Raw genomic sequence first — 18,107 nt, 5'->3', positions numbered from 1 at the left:
CTGCACCGGCAGATGAGCTGTAAACAGGCATAAAAAAAGCCCGCAGTGTGAGCGGGCGAAAGACCAAAGAAGCTATATGCGCAGTCGCTTCCCGGTGGGGGCAGCTGCTTGGGGGTCAGCTGCCCCGATACGTGGAATAGCTGTAAGGCGAAATCAGCAGGGGCACGTGATAGTGCTCCTGCTCGGCGGAGATGCCGAAACGCAGCACCACCACGTCCAGGAAGGCCGGCTCGGGCAGTTGCACGCCCCGGGCGCGGTAGTAATCGCCGGCATGGAACTGCACCTGATAAACCCCGGTGCGGTAATCATCGCCCTGCAGCAGCGGCGCATCGACCCGGCCATCACTGTTGGTTGTCGCACTGGCGACCAATTCCAGGTGCGACCCTTCAACGCGGTACAGCTCGACCTTGATCGAGCTGCCCGGGCAACCGTGTGCAGCGTCCAAAACGTGTGTTGTCAAACGTCCCATTGATTCTGCGCGCCTGGCCGCAACAAGCGGTCAGACCTCGCGCCTCCCGAAGTCAGTTGAAAAGGAGACCGCACCGTTTCGGAGCACGAAACGCTGCGGCGAGCGACTGATTAAGACACTTTTCAAAAAAATTGTACACAATAAAAACGACATTTTTCGCCTCACCCCCGCCATCCGGGCCTTTATCGCCAATCTGTTGCCAAAGCGCCTGATCATTGAACCTTCTATTCATTAGCTGACTGGTCAGGCAGGTTTCTTGCAGGCCGGAACCATTAACAGCAAAAGATGACAGCCGGTGAAAAATGCGAAAATTCAGGCTTACAAAATGTAAATAAAGTTGTATACAATCAGCCCATCGCTGTGACGCCAGCCTGCCAGGCCGCCACACCAATCTGTCAACGTACAAGAAGGAAGACTGCAGTGAGCGCTGACTACCCACGCGACCTGATCGGTTACGGCAGTAACCCTCCTCACCCACACTGGCCGGGTAATGCCCGGATCGCCCTGTCCTTCGTGCTCAATTACGAAGAAGGTGGCGAGCGCAATGTTCTGCACGGCGACAAGGAATCCGAAGCCTTCTTGTCTGAAATGGTCGCCGCTCAGCCGCTGCAAGGCGCGCGCAACATGAGCATGGAATCGCTTTACGAGTATGGCAGCCGTGCCGGCGTCTGGCGCATTTTGAAGCTGTTCAAGGAATTCGATATTCCGCTGACCATCTTCGCCGTGGCCATGGCCGCCCAGCGTCACCCGGACGTGATCCGTGCGATGGTCGAGGCCGGCCACGAAATCTGTAGCCACGGCTACCGCTGGATCGACTACCAGTACATGGACGAAGCGCAGGAACGCGAGCACATGCTCGAAGCGATCCGCATCCTCACCGAACTGACCGGCGAACGTCCGCTGGGCTGGTACACCGGCCGTACCGGGCCGAATACCCGTCGGCTGGTCATGGAAGAAGGCGGTTTCCTCTACGACTGCGACACCTACGACGACGACCTGCCCTACTGGGAACCGAACAACCCGACCGGCAAGCCGCATCTGGTGATCCCCTACACCCTCGACACCAACGACATGCGCTTCACGCAAGTGCAGGGTTTCAACAAGGGTGACGATTTCTTCGAATACCTCAAAGACGCGTTCGACGTGCTCTACGCCGAAGGCGCTGAAGCACCGAAGATGCTCTCGATCGGTCTGCACTGCCGCCTGATCGGCCGTCCTGGTCGCCTCGCTTCGCTCAAACGCTTTATCGAATACGCCAAAAGTCATGAACAGGTGTGGTTCAGCCGTCGCGTCGACATCGCGCGTCACTGGCAAGAAACCCACCCGTACCAAGGGACTGCAAAATGAGCCGCTTTCAAACCCTGCAACCGTCGACCCTGAGCCGCGACGCTTTCGTCAAAGCCTTCGCCGACATCTACGAACATTCGCCATGGGTGGCCGAAAAGGCCTACGACCTCGGTGCGGACGCTTCGATCGACGAGATCGAAACCCTGCACCAGCGCATGAGCGATATCCTGTTGAGCGCCGATCATGCCAGCCAGCTGGCCCTGATCAACGCTCACCCGGACCTGGCCGGCAAAGCTGCCGTCCAGGGCCAACTGACCGAAGCCAGCACCAATGAACAGGCTGGCGCCGGTATTCACCAATGCACGGCCGAAGAGTTCCAGCGCTTCACCGAGCTGAACGACGCCTACAAAGCCAAGTTCAAGTTTCCCTTCATCATGGCGGTAAAAGGCAGCAACCGGCATCAGATCCTCGCGGCGTTCGAAACGCGCATCAACAATTCGGTGGAAGCCGAGTTCAAATGCGCGCTGGCGGAGATCAACAAGATTGCCCTGTTCCGTTTACTGACTCTTTAGCAAGCCTGGCCCGAGCGTGAATGAACGCGCAAACGCCCAGGGCCCTGCGAGCATCCCCAGCCAACTTATCAAAGGCAGACAAGAAGAATGAAAGCTTACGCCGTACCTTTCGAAAAATACGTCAACCTGGCCGACGCCCGTCTGGGCACCAAAATCATCTCGGTCACCGATGACTGGTTCGCAGACGCCAATCGTCTGTTCCAACCGACCCCGGCCGTATGGAAGGAGGGCGTGTTCGATGACAACGGCAAGTGGATGGACGGCTGGGAGTCGCGCCGCAAGCGCTTCGAAGGTTACGACAGCGCGGTGATCCGTCTGGGCGTACCGGGCTCGATCAAAGGCGTGGACATCGACACTTCATTCTTCACCGGCAACTACCCGCCATCGGCCTCGCTGGAAGCGTGCTTCCTGGCCTCGGGCGAGCCGGATGAAAACACCCAGTGGACCGAAGTGCTGTCGGCCGTCGAGTTGCAGGGCAACAGCCACCACTACCATGAAATCAGCAACGACAAAGCGTTCAGCCACCTGCGCTTCAACATCTACCCGGACGGCGGTGTTGCCCGTCTGCGCGTGTACGGCATTCCGTTCCGCGACTGGTCCGCTGTGGGCGACAACGAGCAGGTCGATCTGGCCGCAGCCCTTAACGGTGGCCGCGCCCTCGCCTGCTCCGACGAACACTTCGGCCGCATGAGCAACATCCTCAACCCGGGCCGTGGCATCAACATGGGCGACGGCTGGGAAACCGCACGTCGTCGCACGCCGGGCAATGACTGGGTGATCGTCGCGCTGGGTCATCCGGGCGAGATCGAAAAAATCGTCGTCGACACCCTGCACTTCAAAGGCAACTACCCGGACACCTGCTCGATCCAGGGCGCGTTCGTCAAGGGCGGCACCGACAGCCAGATCGAAACCCAGTCGCTGTTCTGGCGCGAACTGCTACCAAGCCAGAAGCTGGAAATGCACGCCGAACACACCTTCGTCGAGCAGATCAAGGCACTCGGCCCGATCACCCACATCCGCCTGAACGTGTTCCCGGATGGTGGCGTGAGTCGCCTGCGTGTATTGGGCAAGGTCGCTAAATAACACTGCAATGATCGTTCCCACGCTCTGCGTGGGAATGCATCACTGGACGCTCTGCGTCCGCTTTGGATGTGACGCGGAGCGTCACGGGCTGCATTCCCACGCAGAGCGTGGGAACGATCACTCAACGAAAAGAAGAACAGCATGCGCACACTGACGATTGAACCGCTGACCAAAGAAGCCTTCGCCCCTTTCGGTGACGTGATCGAAACCGACGGCAGCGATCACTTCATGATCAACAACGGTTCGACCATGCGCTTCCACAAACTGGCGACGGTCGAAACCGCTACGCCTGAGGACAACGCGATCATCAGCATTTTCCGCGCCGACGCGCAGGACATGCCGCTGACCGTTTGCATGCTGGAACGCCATCCGCTGGGCAGCCAGGCTTTCATACCGCTGCTCGGCAACCCCTTTCTGATCGTGGTCGCGCCAGTTGGCGATGAACCTGTATCAGGCTTGGTCCGCGCCTTCGTCACCAACGGCAGGCAGGGCATCAATTACCATCGCGGCGTTTGGCACCACCCGGTGCTGACGATCGAAAAGCGGGATGACTTCCTGGTGGTTGATCGCAGTGGCACAGGCAATAACTGCGATGAGCATTTTTTCAAAGAGGATGAGCGGTTGATCCTCGCCCCCCACCAATAAGAGAAGGTCTGATCACTCGACAACAAGAGTGACAGGCGAGAGGTAAAGACTGTGGAAGCACATCTGTTGGAATGGCTGAACCTGAGCGTGCGCTGGGTTCACATGATCACTGGCGTGGCCTGGATCGGCGCGTCGTTCTACTTCGTCTGGCTGGAGAACAACCTCAACCGCGTCAACCCGAAAACCGGTCTGGCCGGTGATCTGTGGGCGATCCACGGCGGCGGCATCTACCACCTGGAAAAATACAAACTGGCCCCACCGTCCATGCCGGACAACCTGCACTGGTTCAAGTGGGAAGCCTACTTCACCTGGATGTCGGGGATCGCGCTGCTGTGCGTGGTGTTCTACTCCAATCCGGTGCTCTACCTCGTGGCACCGGGCAGTGGCCTCAGCGGTCCTGAAGGCGTGGCCATCGGTATCGGCTCGCTGATCGTCGGCTGGTTTGTCTACGACTTCCTCTGCGATTCGGCCCTGGGCAAGAAACCCGCCCTGCTCGGCTTCATCCTGTTCGTGCTGATCATTGCCGCCGCCTATGGCTTCAGCAAAGTGTTCAGCGGTCGGGGTGCGTACCTGCACGTCGGCGCGATCATCGGCACCATCATGGTCGGCAACGTGTTCCGCATCATCATGCCGGCGCAACGGGCACTGGTCGCGGCGATTGCCGAGAACCGCACGCCGGATCCGGCCCTGCCGGCCAAAGGCTTGCTGCGTTCGCGACACAACAACTACTTCACCCTGCCAGTGCTGTTCATCATGATCAGCAACCACTTCCCGAGCACTTACGGCAGCCAGTACAACTGGTTGATCCTCGCCGGAATCGCAGTGTTGGCGGTGTTGGTGCGTCACTACTTCAACACCCGTCACGACAGCCACAAGTTTGCCTGGACCCTGCCGGTGGCAGCGGTGGGCATGATCTGCCTGGCCTACGTCACTGGTCCGACGCCGATGTCGACTGCACCTGAAGTGGCCAAGGCGCCAGCGAAAATCGAGTACCAACCGCTGCCGGAAACGGCACTGGGCGGTGGCGCGAAGCCGGCCGAAGCGGCGCAACCTGCGGCACCCGCAGCTCCTGCGGCGGCACCCGCGCAAGCCTCGAATGCCGGCCCCGGTTTCGACAAAGTGCACAACGTGATTCAAGAGCGTTGCACGGTGTGCCATTCGTCCAAGCCGACCAGCCCGTTGTTCAGCGCAGCCCCGGCCGGTGTGATGTTCGACACCCCCGAGCAGATCCGCCAGAACGCCGCGCGCATTCAGGCGCAAGCCATCACCACGCAGATCATGCCACTGGGCAACATCACCCAGATGACCCAGCAGGAACGTGACCTGATCGGTGCCTGGATTGCCCAGGGAGCACAAACCAATTAATCGTTAAAAGCATCGCGAGCAGGCTCACGCCTACAGAGATCCTGTGGGAGCGAGCCTGCTCGCGAATAGCCGCCGAAACGCGGTCCTCCTGATGCAAAGAAACAGCTGCAAGCAACCCGGCAGCTGTTAATCACAAGAATAAAAAAGATCCGAGGTGTTGCATGTCCGAGCTGTCCAAAGCGCGCATCCCCGACGCACCCGCCATTCAGCGTTTGCCCCTTTTGCAACTGATCCTGGTCGGTCTGCAACATGTTCTGCTGATGTACGGCGGTGCCATCGCGGTGCCGCTGATCATTGGACAGGCCGCTGGCCTGAGTCGTGAAGAAATCGCCTTCCTGATCAACGCCGACCTGCTGGTCGCCGGCATCGCCACCATCGTGCAGTCGCTCGGCATCGGCCCGATGGGCATTCGCATGCCGGTGATGATGGGCGCCAGTTTCGCTGCGGTCGGCAGCATGGTGGCCATGGCCGGCATGCCCGGCATCGGTCTGCAAGGGATCTTCGGTGCGACGATAGCTGCCGGTTTCTTCGGCATGCTGATCGCGCCGTTCATGTCCAAGGTCGTGCGCTTCTTCCCGCCGCTGGTGACCGGCACGGTCATCACCTCGATCGGTTTATCGCTGTTCCCCGTGGCCGTGAACTGGGCCGGTGGCGGGGTCGACGCCGCGCAATTCGGTTCGCCGATTTATCTGGCCATCGCTGCGCTGGTGCTGGCCACCATCCTGTTGGTTCACCGCTTCATGCGCGGATTCTGGGTGAACATTTCGGTGTTGATCGGCATGTGCCTGGGCTACGTACTGTGCGGCGTGATCGGCATGGTCGACCTCAGCGGCATGGCCAGCGCACCGTGGATTCAGTTCGTCACCCCACTGCATTTCGGCATGCCGAAATTCGAGCTGGCACCGATTCTGTCGATGTGTCTGGTGGTGGTGATCATCTTCGTCGAGTCCACCGGGATGTTTCTCGCGCTGGGCAAGATCACCGGCCAGGAAGTCTGCCCGCGCATGCTCCGTCGTGGCTTGTTGTGCGATGCCGGCGCGTCGTTCTTCGCCGGTTTCTTCAACACCTTCACCCACTCCTCGTTCGCGCAGAACATCGGCCTGGTGCAGATGACCGGTGTGCGCTGCCGTTCGGTGACCATCGTTGCCGGTGGCCTGCTGATCGTCCTCAGCCTGTTGCCGAAAGCGGCGTTTCTGGTGGCATCGATTCCACCGGCGGTGTTGGGCGGCGCGGCGATTGCGATGTTCGGCATGGTCGCGGCCACTGGCATCAAGATCCTGCAAGAGGCCGACATCGGTGACCGCCGCAATCAGTTGCTGGTCGCGGTAAGCATCGGCATGGGCCTGATCCCGGTGGTGCGTCCGGAATTCTTCGCCCACTTGCCCATGTGGATGAGCCCGATCACCCACAGCGGCATCGCCATGGCCACCCTCAGCGCGCTGACGCTGAACCTGCTGTTCAACATCCTCGGCGGCAAGGAGCGTGCGGCGATCAATGATTGCCATGCTCACTGATTGAAACCACCACGCTCCCACAGGGACTACGCAACTGCTTGTGCCTCAAACAATAAAAACAACAGGGAGCAACAGATGACCCGCACGCAAAGCAACGTTCTGTTGAGTGGCGGCCTGCTGGCCGCGAGTCAGGCCATGGCCGGCGATCTGCTGCTGTGGCAGAGCAACAGCCTCAGCTATCTGTACGGCAAGAATTTCGCGATCAACCCGTCGTATCAGCAGACGGTCACCTTCGAGCACGCCGACAAGTGGAAGTACGGCGACAACTTTCTGTTCGTCGACAAGATCTTCTACAACGGCAAGGAAGACCCGAACAAAGGGCCGCATACTTTCTACGGCGAGTTCACCCCGCGTCTGTCCTTCGGCAAGATCCTCGACCGCAAGATCGAGTTCGGCCCGATCAAGGATGTGCTGTTGGCGATGACCTACGAGTACGGCGAAGGCGAAACCGAGGCCTATCTGATCGGTCCCGGCTTCGACCTGAAAGTGCACGGCTTCAACTACGTCACCCTGAACATTTTCCGCCGCCAGACCGAAGGCCCGCGGCCCGGCGATGGTGTCTGGCAGATCACCCCCGCATGGTCCTACAGCTTTCCGTTGGGCAATTCCGATGTGCTGATCGACGGCTACCTCGACTGGGTCGTCGACAACGACGAAAACTCGCGCGGTACCTACCACGCCAACCTGCACATCAATCCGCAGATCAAATACGACCTCGGCAAAGCCATGGGCTGGAGCCAGAAACAGCTGTACGTCGGCACCGAGTACAGCTACTGGAAGAACAAATACGGCATCGAAAACAGCCACGCGTTCGATACCAACCAGAACACCGCCAGCCTGCTGCTGAAGGTGCACTTCTGAGATGGCCCGCAACCGTGCGCCATGCTTGCCGTCGGTGCTCTGTTGCGGGGCACTTGAGCGTTGGCCGAGGAGTCAGTATTCTCCGCGGCCTTCCGAATTCGCTCTAAAAAAAAGCCTGAATTCAATTTCTGACCGAAAAGCCAACTTATCCCGGCTGCGGTCAGTCCTGAGGCACCCCGAAAACACGCTCGTCGACTGTTTTTCAGCAGCCGAACGGGCGTTTTTTGGTTTTTCAAAAGCCTTGGCGCAGCTTTTGCTACCAGCATTCAAAGCTGACCGATCGGATGAAATTTGCGGTACGAAAAAAGGCGCCACATCAGAGCGCCGATCTTAAAAAAATAACGTGGAACACCTACTTTGGGAGCAACCGAATGAAACGTATGTGCACCAGCCTGATGCTGGCCGGATCGATGTTCGCCGGCGGCCAGGCGATGGCCGAAGGCCTGCTGCAGTGGCAGAACAACAGCCTGACCTACCTGTATGGCAAGGACTTCCAGGTCAACCCGCGCATTCAGCAGACCGTGACCTTCGAGCACGCCGATGCCTGGAAGTATGGGGACAACTTCCTGTTCATCGACAAGATCTTCTACAACGGCAAGGATGATGGCGGCGTCGGCTCCAACACCTACTACGGCGAGCTCAGCCCGCGCCTGTCGTTCGGCAAGATCCTCGATCAGAAACTGGCCTTTGGTCCGGTGACTGACGTGTTGCTGGCCATGACCTACGAGTTCGGTGAAGGCGATACCGAGTCGTACCTGATCGGTCCGGGCTTCGACCTGGCGATTCCAGGCTTCGATTACTTCCAGCTGAACTTCTACCAGCGTCACACCCAGGGCGCACGCGCCGGTGACAATGTCTGGCAGATCACCCCGGTGTGGTCCTACACCATCCCGGTGGGCAAATCGAACATCCTCATCGACGGCTTCATGGACTGGGTGGTCGACAACGACTCCAATTCCAAGGGCGACTACCACGCCAACCTGCACTTCAACCCGCAGGTCAAATACGACCTGGGCAAGGCGCTGAATTTCGGCGAGAAGCAGTTGTATGTCGGTGTCGAGTACGACTACTGGTCGGACAAGTACGGGATCAAGGACAGCCAGTACTTCAAGACCGATCAGAGCACCACAAGCTTCCTGGTCAAGTTCCACTTCTGACCCTGAAAGCTTCGCGAGCAGGCTCGCTCCCATATTCAGACCGAGTTCCAATGTGGGAGCGAGCCTGCTCGCGAAGGCCTCACCGCAGATTTCAGGCAGGAGCCACCGCTTCAGATATCCGCAAAAACCGGCACAGCTCCTCGCGCTTGGCCAACGCATCCCGCCGCCCCAACTCGATCAACTCGCTGCAATACCCAGCCTCGAACAGCAGATAACTGAGCACCCCCGCCCCGCTCGTCTTCGTCGCCCCCGGCCCACGCAGAAACAGGCGCAACGCCGCCGGTAACTCCTGGCGATGCCGCGCGGCGATTTCGTCGATCGGCTGACTTGGCGCAATCACCAGCACTTCCACCGGCGCCACACCCAGCGCACGAGTAGGTGTGCCGGCCGGGAGCAAATGACTGAACTGATTCAGACGCTGCAGCAACTCGATATCGCTCTCCAGACTGTCGATGAACGTGCTGTTGAGCATGTGCCCGCCAATCTGCGCCAGCGTCGGTTGCTGGCCGCTGTAGGCGCGCTCCAGCGGCTGCTGCGGATCGACGCCGCGCGGGTTGCCGCTGACGCCCACCACCAGCACGCGACTGGCACCCAAATGCAGCGCCGGGCTGATCGGCGCCGACTGGCGCACTGCGCCGTCACCGAAATATTCCTCGCCGATTTTCACCGGCGCGAACAACAGCGGAATCGCCGAACTGGCCAAGAGATGATCAACCGACAATTGCGTCGGCACGCCAATGCGGCGGTGCCGCAGCCAGGCGTCGATGGTGCCGCCGCCCTGATAGAACGTCACCGCTTGCCCCGATTCGTAGCCAAACGCGGTCACCGCTACCGCGTGCAATTGCTTGCGCGCGATGGATTCGGCGATGCCGGGCAGGTGCAGTTTTTCCTCGAGCAGCTCGCGCAGCGGCGAACTGTTGAGCAACGCCGCCGGCATCTGCCGACCGAGGCCGAGCAGGCTGTGGCTGACAAAACGGCTGGCCTGATGGATCACGCCCGGCCAGTCGCTGCGCAACACGCGGTGGCTGCGAAAGCCCTGCCAGAACTGGGTCAGGCGTTCGATGGCAGCGCGAAAATCCATGGCACCACTGGCCAGGCTGACCGCATTGATCGCCCCGGCCGAGGTGCCGACGATCACCGGAAACGGATTGTCCGCACCGACCGGCAGCAACTCGGCAATCGCCGCCAGCACCCCGACCTGATAAGCCGCCCGGGCCCCGCCGCCGGAAAGAATCAAACCTGTGACCGGTTCAGCAGGACTCATCGCAACACTCCACGGTGCTTGTCAGATCGGCTAATCAACGACGCTTGGGATAAAGTTTCGGCTCACCCGGCGGGCGACTCTTGAAGCGCCGATGCGCCCATAGATATTGCTCGGGGCAGGCACGCAAAGCACTCTCGACCCACTGATTGATGCGGATGCAATCGGCCTCCTCGCTTTCGCCGGGGAAGTCTTCCAGCGGCGGATGAATCACCAGGCGATAACCACTACCGTCGGCCAGACGTTCCTGAGTGAACGGCACCACCAGCGCTTTGCCCAGCCGTGCAAACTTGGTCGTCGCAGTGACGGTGGCGGCCTGAATGCCGAACAGCGGCACGAAGATGCTCTGCTTGGCGCCGTAATCCTGATCCGGCGCATACCAGATCGCCCGTCCCGAGCGCAGCAGTTTGAGCATGCCGCGCACGTCATCGCGCTCCACCGCCAGCGAATCGAGATTGTGCCGCTCGCGGCCACGGCGCTGGACGAAGTCGAACAAGGGGTTTTTGTGTTCGCGGTACATGCCGTCGATGGTGTGCTGCTGGCCGAGCAGCGCCGCACCGATTTCCAGTGTGGTGAAATGCGCGGCCATGAGAATCACGCCTTTGCCTTCGCGCTGGGCTTTCTGCAGATGTTCAAGGCCTTCGACGTGGGCCAGTTTCGCCAGACGCTCGCGCGACCACCACCAGCTCATCGCCATCTCGAAGAAGGCGATGCCGGTGGAGGCGAAGTTTTCCTTGAGCAGGCGTTTGCGCTCAGCGGCGGATTTTTCCGGGAAGCACAACTCAAGATTGCGCCGGGCGATGGTTCGCCGGTCGCTGGCGACGCGATACATCAACGCGCCCAAAACTCGACCGATGGTCAGCAGCGCCGGATACGGCAACTGCACGATCAGCCACAAAAGCCCCAGGCCGCACCAGAGCGGCCAGAAGCGCGGAGCAAGATATGCTTTTCGAAAACGCGGGCGATCCATTAAAGCTTCCGTAAATACAGTGGCCGCGCATTCTACATCGTTCGACCCGGCTTGCGGCTCGCGGGCGTTCTCGTTATAAGTCTCGGCACTTTTAGTGACAAGCCGTTGTATGCCGACATGAGCCAAACCGACCCGTTAGACCAAGATCCCGTATTCCAGCTCAAGGGCAGCATGCTGGCCATCACTGTGCTGGAACTGGCCCGTAACGACCTCGAAAGCCTCGATCGGCAATTGGCCGCCAAAGTCGCCCAGGCGCCGAATTTTTTCAGCAATGCACCGCTGGTTCTGGCGCTGGACAAACTACCGCCGAATCAGGGCGCGGTTGACCTGCCGGGGCTGATGCGCGTCTGCCGTCAGCACGGTCTGCGTACCCTGGCCATTCGTGCCAGCCGCATCGAAGACATCGCCGCCGCCATCGCCATCGACATCCCCGTGCTACCGCCCTCCGGCGCCCGCGAGCGTCCGCTGGAGACGCCGGAAGCCGAAGTCAAAAAGAAGCCGGAAAAGCCGCCTGAGCCGACCGTCAAACCGACCCGCGTAATCACCACGCCAGTACGTGGTGGCCAGCAGATATATGCCCAGGGTGGCGATCTGGTCGTGGTCTCATCGGTCAGTCCGGGGGCGGAACTTCTCGCCGATGGCAACATCCATGTATACGGCCCGATGCGCGGCCGTGCGCTGGCCGGCGTCAAAGGTGACACCAAGGCACGGATTTTCTGTCAGCAATTGAGCGCTGAACTGATCTCCATCGCCGGTCATTACAAGGTCTCCGAGGATTTGCGTCGTGATCCGATGTGGGGCTCGGGCGTCCAGGTCAGCCTGTCAGGCGACGTGTTGAACATCATTCGGCTTTAACGGATACTGCCGCATTTTCCAAGCATCTCTAAAACGTAGCGAAAACGGCTCAAACGAAGTAGGAAAAAGGCCCAAAGCCAAATTCCAGCCAAGGCTGTCCGACTGCAGTAGTTTTCAAGAGATGTTTTTCAGGGGCTGAACAGTCCTTCTTCCTTAGGGGTGAAACACCTTGGCCAAGATTCTCGTGGTTACATCCGGCAAGGGTGGTGTGGGTAAGACCACCACCAGCGCCGCTATCGGTACCGGTCTCGCTCTGCGCGGCCACAAAACAGTGATCGTCGACTTCGACGTGGGCTTGCGTAACCTCGACCTGATCATGGGTTGCGAGCGCCGCGTGGTGTATGACTTCGTCAACGTGGTAAACGGCGAAGCCAACCTGCAACAGGCACTGATCAAAGACAAGCGCCTGGAAAACCTGTACGTACTGGCGGCCAGCCAGACCCGCGACAAAGACGCGCTGACCGTCGAAGGCGTGGAAAAAGTCCTGATGGAGCTCAAGGAACAATTCGAGTTCGTCGTCTGCGATTCCCCGGCGGGCATCGAGAAAGGTGCGCACCTGGCCATGTATTTCGCCGATGAAGCGATCGTCGTGACCAACCCGGAAGTCTCCTCGGTACGTGACTCGGACCGCATGCTCGGCCTGCTGGCGAGCAAATCGCGCCGCGCCGAACGTGGCGAAGAGCCGATCAAGGAACACCTGCTGATCACCCGCTACCACCCGGAGCGTGTCGAGAAGGGCGAGATGCTTGGCGTTGAAGACGTCAAGGAGATCCTCTCGGTGACCCTGCTCGGCGTCATCCCGGAATCCCAGGCGGTACTCAAGGCTTCCAACCAGGGCGTGCCAGTGATTCTCGACGACCAGAGCGATGCCGGTCAGGCTTACAGCGATACCGTCGACCGCCTGCTGGGCAAAGAAAAAACCCACCGATTCCTCGAAGTCGAGAAGAAGGGATTCTTCGAGCGCCTGTTTGGAGGTAGGTAATGAACCTTTTTGACTTCTTTCGTGCCAACAAAAAGCCAAGTACCGCCTCGGTAGCGAAAGAGCGTCTACAGATCATCGTGGCGCATGAGCGCGGCCAGCGCAGCACGCCGGATTACCTGCCAGCCTTGCAGAAGGAACTGGTCGACGTGATCCGCAAGTACGTCAACATCGGCAACGACGACGTACATGTTGCACTGGAAAGCCAGGGCAGTTGCTCGATTCTGGAACTCAACATCACCCTGCCCGATCGCTGAGTCGATTTGGCAGTCGCTACGGCGGCTCGGGCTGTTGATGCTCGTGTAGGAGCTGCCGAAGGCTGCGATCTTTTGATCTTCAAAGTCAAAAGATCGCAGCCTTCGGCAGCTCCTACAGAGTTATCAGCAGTCCCGAGCCGCCGTTGGCATTTGTTACGAGGCTGTTTTAATGCCGCTGTCCAACATCCGCATCATCCACGAGGACGCCGCCGTACTGGTGGTCGACAAACCGACCCTGCTGCTCTCGGTGCCCGGTCGCGCTGACGACAACAAGGATTGTCTGATCACCCGCCTGCAGGATAACGGCTACCCGGAAGCGCGCATCGTTCATCGCCTGGACTGGGAAACCTCCGGGATCATCCTGCTGGCCCGTGACGCCGACACTCATCGCGAACTGTCGCGGCAGTTTCACGATCGCGAAACCGAAAAGGCCTACACCGCTTTGGCCTGGGGTCAGCCGGAGCTGGACAGCGGCAGCATCGATCTGCCCCTGCGCTACGACCCACCGACCAAGCCACGGCATGTCGTCGATCACGAATTCGGCAAACACGCGCTGACCTTCTGGAAGGTGCTGGAACGTTGCGGCGACTGGTGCCGTGTCGAACTGACACCGATTACCGGCCGCTCGCATCAACTGCGCGTGCACATGTTGTCGATCGGCCATCCGCTGCTCGGTGACGGACTCTACGCCCACGAGCAAGCGCTGGCGGCCTGGCCGCGTCTGTGCCTGCACGCGAGCATGCTCAGCTTCACTCATCCGCAGACCGGCGAGCGCCTGCGCTTCGAGTGCCCGGCTCCGTTCTGAACTGCGTGAATACTTTAAAAGCCCTTCGCAATGAAGGGCTTTTTTTGTCCTGCCAGAATTCCACCGGCAATAGATTGACGTAAAGAACTGTCATAAAATTGTAATCAAATATAAAATCATGGCACTTCGATATCAGGCAGGAGGCCTTTCCCGTGTTCTGCAGCAAAACACTTCAATCCGAATACCCGATCGTCTACGCATTCGGTAACACGACCCTGCACTTGAGCGAAGCACCCAGCATCCAGGCACGCCAGGCCCTGGAGCAGCTCATTAAAAAACGCCGCGCGCACAAACTGACCCGAGCCAGCGCACCGTTATCGTCCTGTGAAACACCACTATTTGCCAAGGTCCAGCCATTGGACACGTTCAAGGCAAAGGTGCGGGTGAGCCTGAACAAACCGCAACGCAACGGGCGCTTCGACTGGCCTCTCGAAGAGCTGATGAATTCCCTCGAAGCTCAGCGCCGGGGCGTGGAGATGCCTCCACTGAAGGGCTATGGCTATACCCGCAGCAGACTCGGCCTGACCGAGGAGTTCTTCCTGCTGACTCACCTGCTCGAAGGCCATATTGATGGGGCCGAGTGCATCAGACGCAATCCCGAAAACATCGAAGCCTTTATCCTCGACGCGTTTCAACTGCTCAGCTCGCTCGCCAGCAAGAACATCACTCACATGGATTTCTGGGTGGGCAACATCATGGTGCCCGAGCAAACGCAAAGGCCGCTCAAAGCCATCGACTTTGAAAACTGCTTCGCAGGCCCGACCGCGCACGCAAGTGAAACACTCGGTTTTCAACTCGGCTTCTTCTATCGTCGGGATATCTACAAATTCATCACCGAAGCCGCCTACGATCGCCTGGTAGATCAATACCTCAGTGCACTGCCTGGCTTATCGAGAGACAGGTTCGAGGCTGTCTATCAGTTGAGCAAACATGAATACGTCGGTCGCAAGCAACGCCGTGAAGTGTTCCTCTCTGGCAGATTGATCACCGGTTGACGCCCTCCCTGGCAACACTTTGAAGCAAGTGTCCGGCCTGCAAATCAGCGGAGCAATACGGTAAACTCGCGCCCCCCGCCGTATGGAGCCGCTTATGCGCGAAGCCTTCCCCCCCCTGGAAAAAGTACCGCACCAGCTGCTCTACCTGATCTATGGCGACAAAGACGTTTATCGGCGCGAGGCTAAATTCAGCATCCTCACCGCCCTGGCACAACTGCAGCCAGGTGAATCGTTGTGCATCCGAGTGCTGACCGATCGTCCGCAGGACTATGCCGGCTGGCCGGTTGATACCGTCCCTTTGAGCGAGCAGACCCTGATCCAGTGGCAGGGCGAGAACGGCTACCACCACCGCCGCAAAGCGTGCGCCATTGCACTGGGCCTGACGCTTGCCGAAAAAACCCTGTTTGTCGACACCGATACGCTGTTTCTCGGTTCGCCGCACCGGCTGTTCAGCATGATCACGCCCGGCCGTTACGTGATGGACCGCTTCGAATATGACTGGAGTTACGTCTGTAACCGGGCGGACTACGAAAAACTCGCGCGCTGCCTGCAAGTCCACGGGATCTCGTCGACGAACAGCTTCAAGCTCTACAACAGCGGCTTGTGCGGCGTCACCGATGGCGATGCAGCGCTGCTGGAGAAATCGGTCCGGCTGATCGATGAGTGGACGCAGGGTTCGTTCGACATCCATACGATCGAACAGATTGCACTGTCTTTTGCCATGCGCGACCAGCCGATCCAGGAAGCGAAGAAATTCATCTATCACTACTTCGCCGACAAGAACTTCTTCCACGCCATGCAGAAACATTTTTTCGCCCGTTACGGCGAGGCCTTCCACCCCGAACTGCCAGAGCTGTGCAACGAGGTTCCGCGCAGCAAACCCGTTCCCTCAACCTGGGAGCGCCTGCGCATCAAGTGGAAGCTGCGCAAAAAGCGCGGCGGCATGAAGAAAGTCGGCCGGGCGTTGCTGTTCGGCAGTGCTGCACCTGCCCACCCGTATTACGAGATCTGCCGTCACGAATGGTGGGAATCGGCGTCGCGGGAAATCCTGCGTTGGGACAGCGTCACGCAAAAGGCCTTCTTCGGCAGCGGCAAGGGCTGGCCGAAGCACCTGCCGAAACCCGCCAGAAAGGATGATCAACAAGCCATCATTGCCTACCTGCGCAAGCGCATCGATCAGCACTCCTGAGCGTGCTTGCGCAAACCACTTGCCCAATGGCGCCGAGTGATGCGTTAAACTGCCGCCGATTGCTGTCTGGAGTTTCTTATGCGCGCAGAGTTGAACCAGGGCCTGATCGACTTTCTCAAGGCCTCCCCTACCCCGTTCCACGCCACCGCCAGCCTCGTTCAGCGTCTGGAGGCCGCCGGTTATGTGCGCCTCGACGAGCGCGAGCCATGGTCCACCGAGGCCAACGGCCGCTATTACGTTACCCGTAACGACTCCTCGATCGTCGCGATCAAAATGGGCCGCAACTCGCCACTGCACGACGGTATCCGTCTGGTCGGCGCTCACACCGACAGCCCGTGTCTGCGGGTCAAGCCGCAACCGGAACTGCAACGTCAGGGCTTCTGGCAACTGGGCGTCGAAGTCTACGGCGGCGCGCTGCTGGCGCCATGGTTCGACCGCGATCTGTCGCTGGCCGGCCGCGTGACCTTCCGCCGTGACGGCAAGGTCGAGAGTCAGTTGATCGACTTCAAGGCACCCATCGCGATCATTCCCAACCTGGCCATTCACCTCAACCGTGAAGCCAACCAGGGCTGGGCGATCAACGCGCAGACCGAACTACCGCCTATCCTGGCGCAATTCGCCGGTGACGAGCGCGTCGATTTCCGCGCCGTGCTCACCGATCAACTGGCTCGCGAACACGGCCTGAATGCCGACGTGGTGCTGGATTACGAGCTGAGTTTCTACGACACGCAAAGCGCTGCGGTGATCGGCCTGAACGGCGATTTCATTGCCGGTGCGCGTCTGGACAACCTGCTGTCGTGCTACGCCGGCCTGCAAGCGTTGCTCACCGCCGAAACCGACGAGACCTGCGTGCTGGTCTGTAACGACCACGAAGAAGTCGGCTCGTGCTCGGCGTGCGGTGCCGACGGCCCGATGCTCGAACAGACTCTGCGCCGCCTGCTGCCAGAAGGCGACGAGTTCGTCCGCACGATTCAGAAATCCCTGCTGGTCTCCGCCGACAACGCCCACGGCGTGCATCCCAACTATGCAGACAAGCACGACGCCAATCACGGCCCGAAACTCAACGCCGGCCCGGTGATCAAGGTCAACAGCAACCAGCGCTACGCCACCAATAGCGAAACTGCCGGTTTCTTCCGCCATCTGTGCATGGCCGAAGAAGTCCCGGTGCAAAGCTTCGTGGTGCGCAGCGACATGGGCTGCGGCTCGACGATTGGCCCGATCACCGCCAGCCATCTGGGCGTGCGCACCGTCGACATCGGCCTGCCGACCTTCGCCATGCATTCGATTCGCGAACTGTGCGGCAGCCATGACCTGGCGCATCTGGTCAAAGTGCTGAGCGCGTTTTATGCCAGTCGCGAATTGCCATAAAGGCTGAAAAGCTTCGCGAGCAGGCTCGCTCCCACAATTGAACTGCATTTCATTGTGGGAGCCAGTCACTCCCCTTGGAATGCAAATCAACCTGTGGGAGCGAGCTTGCTCGCGAAATCGCCTGTGCAGACAGCAGAATCCTCCCGGCCTGATGCATTCCTGAGCCACATCACACCCCGCCTCGAAAACCCGCCTAGACTGCAAACATCCCCCACAGACAAGGCAGTCTTCATGATCTCGATGTCCTCCTTCCACGCCATGCTCATTCCCATCCTCAGCGGAATGATCCTGCTGGCCATCGGCTTCAACTTCCGCGACAAGAACGCCGGGGTGTTCGCCATGTGGATCGGCATGCTGATGATCCTCGCCACGGTGGTCTACAAGATCCTCGCCAAACTCAACGAATGACCGCGCCCGGCTCGCATTGAGCCAAAGGGCCTCGTACACTCCAGCGCATCCGCCTATCGCGAGGTTG

The 18,107-nt window shown here is 59.6% G+C and carries 19 protein-coding genes; 16 read left to right on the top strand and 3 right to left on the bottom strand.

Annotation, left to right across the window (positions count from 1 at the left end; genetic code table 11):
- Positions 1–115: 115 nt before the first annotated feature.
- Entirely contained in the window at positions 116–469 is a 354-nt protein-coding gene (uraH, locus tag PSH90_RS08240) for a hydroxyisourate hydrolase (RefSeq protein ID WP_041479332.1), read from the bottom strand.
- A gap of 420 nt (positions 470–889) precedes the next feature.
- Here uraH and puuE point away from each other — a divergent pair, with 420 nt between their 5' ends.
- From puuE to PSH90_RS08200, 8 genes are all read left to right on the top strand, one after another.
- Positions 890–1,816 (top strand): allantoinase PuuE, encoded by a 927-nt coding sequence (puuE, locus tag PSH90_RS08235; RefSeq protein ID WP_056784025.1) that lies wholly within the window; start codon positions 890–892, stop codon positions 1,814–1,816.
- Positions 1,813–2,328, top strand: a complete 516-nt coding sequence (uraD, locus tag PSH90_RS08230) for a 2-oxo-4-hydroxy-4-carboxy-5-ureidoimidazoline decarboxylase (protein ID WP_016773760.1) — start codon at positions 1,813–1,815, stop codon at positions 2,326–2,328. Before puuE ends, uraD begins: the two co-directional genes overlap by 4 nt.
- A gap of 87 nt (positions 2,329–2,415) precedes the next feature.
- The gene (gene alc, locus PSH90_RS08225) at positions 2,416–3,411 is read left to right on the top strand and encodes an allantoicase (protein ID WP_071171520.1); all 996 of its coding nucleotides are present in this window, start codon (positions 2,416–2,418) and stop codon (positions 3,409–3,411) included.
- Between the two features lie 141 nt (positions 3,412–3,552).
- Entirely contained in the window at positions 3,553–4,056 is a 504-nt protein-coding gene (locus PSH90_RS08220) for an ureidoglycolate lyase (RefSeq protein ID WP_016773758.1), read from the top strand.
- A 51-nt stretch (positions 4,057–4,107) separates the two neighbouring features.
- Positions 4,108–5,421: a urate hydroxylase PuuD gene (locus tag PSH90_RS08215; protein ID WP_016773757.1), complete on the top strand. Its 1,314-nt coding sequence runs from the start codon at positions 4,108–4,110 to the stop codon at positions 5,419–5,421.
- Positions 5,422–5,582: 161 nt separating this feature from the next.
- Positions 5,583–6,935: a nucleobase:cation symporter-2 family protein gene (locus tag PSH90_RS08210; RefSeq protein WP_042608508.1), complete on the top strand. Its 1,353-nt coding sequence runs from the start codon at positions 5,583–5,585 to the stop codon at positions 6,933–6,935.
- 75 nt (positions 6,936–7,010) lie between these two features.
- The gene (locus tag PSH90_RS08205) at positions 7,011–7,796 is read left to right on the top strand and encodes an outer membrane protein OmpK (RefSeq protein WP_305382501.1); all 786 of its coding nucleotides are present in this window, start codon (positions 7,011–7,013) and stop codon (positions 7,794–7,796) included.
- 371 nt (positions 7,797–8,167) lie between these two features.
- Entirely contained in the window at positions 8,168–8,953 is a 786-nt protein-coding gene (locus PSH90_RS08200) for an outer membrane protein OmpK (protein ID WP_095180785.1), read from the top strand.
- 91 nt (positions 8,954–9,044) lie between these two features.
- On the opposite strand, the gene PSH90_RS08195 is transcribed toward PSH90_RS08200, so the two are convergent.
- Together PSH90_RS08195 and PSH90_RS08190 are read right to left on the bottom strand one after the other, a co-directional pair.
- Positions 9,045–10,217 (bottom strand): patatin-like phospholipase family protein, encoded by a 1,173-nt coding sequence (locus PSH90_RS08195; protein WP_305382500.1) that lies wholly within the window; start codon positions 10,215–10,217, stop codon positions 9,045–9,047.
- Between the two features lie 34 nt (positions 10,218–10,251).
- Positions 10,252–11,184, bottom strand: coding sequence for a lipid A biosynthesis lauroyl acyltransferase (locus tag PSH90_RS08190; protein WP_041479319.1), 933 nt, complete (start codon positions 11,182–11,184; stop codon positions 10,252–10,254).
- Positions 11,185–11,301: 117 nt separating this feature from the next.
- Here PSH90_RS08190 and minC point away from each other — a divergent pair, with 117 nt between their 5' ends.
- The 8 genes from minC (at position 11,302) to PSH90_RS08150 (ending at position 18,040) form a co-directional block, all read left to right on the top strand.
- A complete protein-coding gene (gene minC / locus PSH90_RS08185; RefSeq protein WP_041479318.1) occupies positions 11,302–12,039 on the top strand; it encodes a septum site-determining protein MinC in 738 nt (245 codons plus the stop codon).
- 169 nt (positions 12,040–12,208) lie between these two features.
- Positions 12,209–13,021 (top strand): septum site-determining protein MinD, encoded by an 813-nt coding sequence (gene minD / locus PSH90_RS08180; protein ID WP_252879699.1) that lies wholly within the window; start codon positions 12,209–12,211, stop codon positions 13,019–13,021.
- Positions 13,021–13,275, top strand: a complete 255-nt coding sequence (minE, locus tag PSH90_RS08175) for a cell division topological specificity factor MinE (RefSeq protein ID WP_003223146.1) — start codon at positions 13,021–13,023, stop codon at positions 13,273–13,275. Before minD ends, minE begins: the two co-directional genes overlap by 1 nt.
- A 169-nt stretch (positions 13,276–13,444) precedes the next feature.
- Entirely contained in the window at positions 13,445–14,080 is a 636-nt protein-coding gene (locus tag PSH90_RS08170) for an RluA family pseudouridine synthase (RefSeq protein WP_150741344.1), read from the top strand.
- A gap of 152 nt (positions 14,081–14,232) precedes the next feature.
- Positions 14,233–15,075, top strand: coding sequence for a hypothetical protein (locus PSH90_RS08165; protein WP_150741343.1), 843 nt, complete (start codon positions 14,233–14,235; stop codon positions 15,073–15,075).
- 94 nt (positions 15,076–15,169) lie between these two features.
- On the top strand, positions 15,170–16,264 hold the full coding sequence (locus PSH90_RS08160) for a hypothetical protein (RefSeq protein ID WP_150741342.1): 1,095 nt from the start codon (positions 15,170–15,172) through the stop codon (positions 16,262–16,264).
- A 78-nt stretch (positions 16,265–16,342) separates the two neighbouring features.
- A complete protein-coding gene (locus tag PSH90_RS08155) occupies positions 16,343–17,632 on the top strand; it encodes a M18 family aminopeptidase (RefSeq protein WP_016773748.1) in 1,290 nt (429 codons plus the stop codon).
- A gap of 231 nt (positions 17,633–17,863) precedes the next feature.
- Complete coding sequence (locus PSH90_RS08150) at positions 17,864–18,040, top strand: hypothetical protein (RefSeq protein WP_016773747.1); 177 nt, start codon at positions 17,864–17,866, stop codon at positions 18,038–18,040.
- Positions 18,041–18,107: the final 67 nt, after the last annotated feature.

The organism is Pseudomonas sp. FP1762, from assembly GCF_030687105.1.
GTDB lineage: Bacteria > Pseudomonadota > Gammaproteobacteria > Pseudomonadales > Pseudomonadaceae > Aquipseudomonas > Aquipseudomonas siliginis.
Note: the sequence above shows the minus strand (reverse complement) of the source record. Positions and strands in the feature narration are given on the sequence as shown.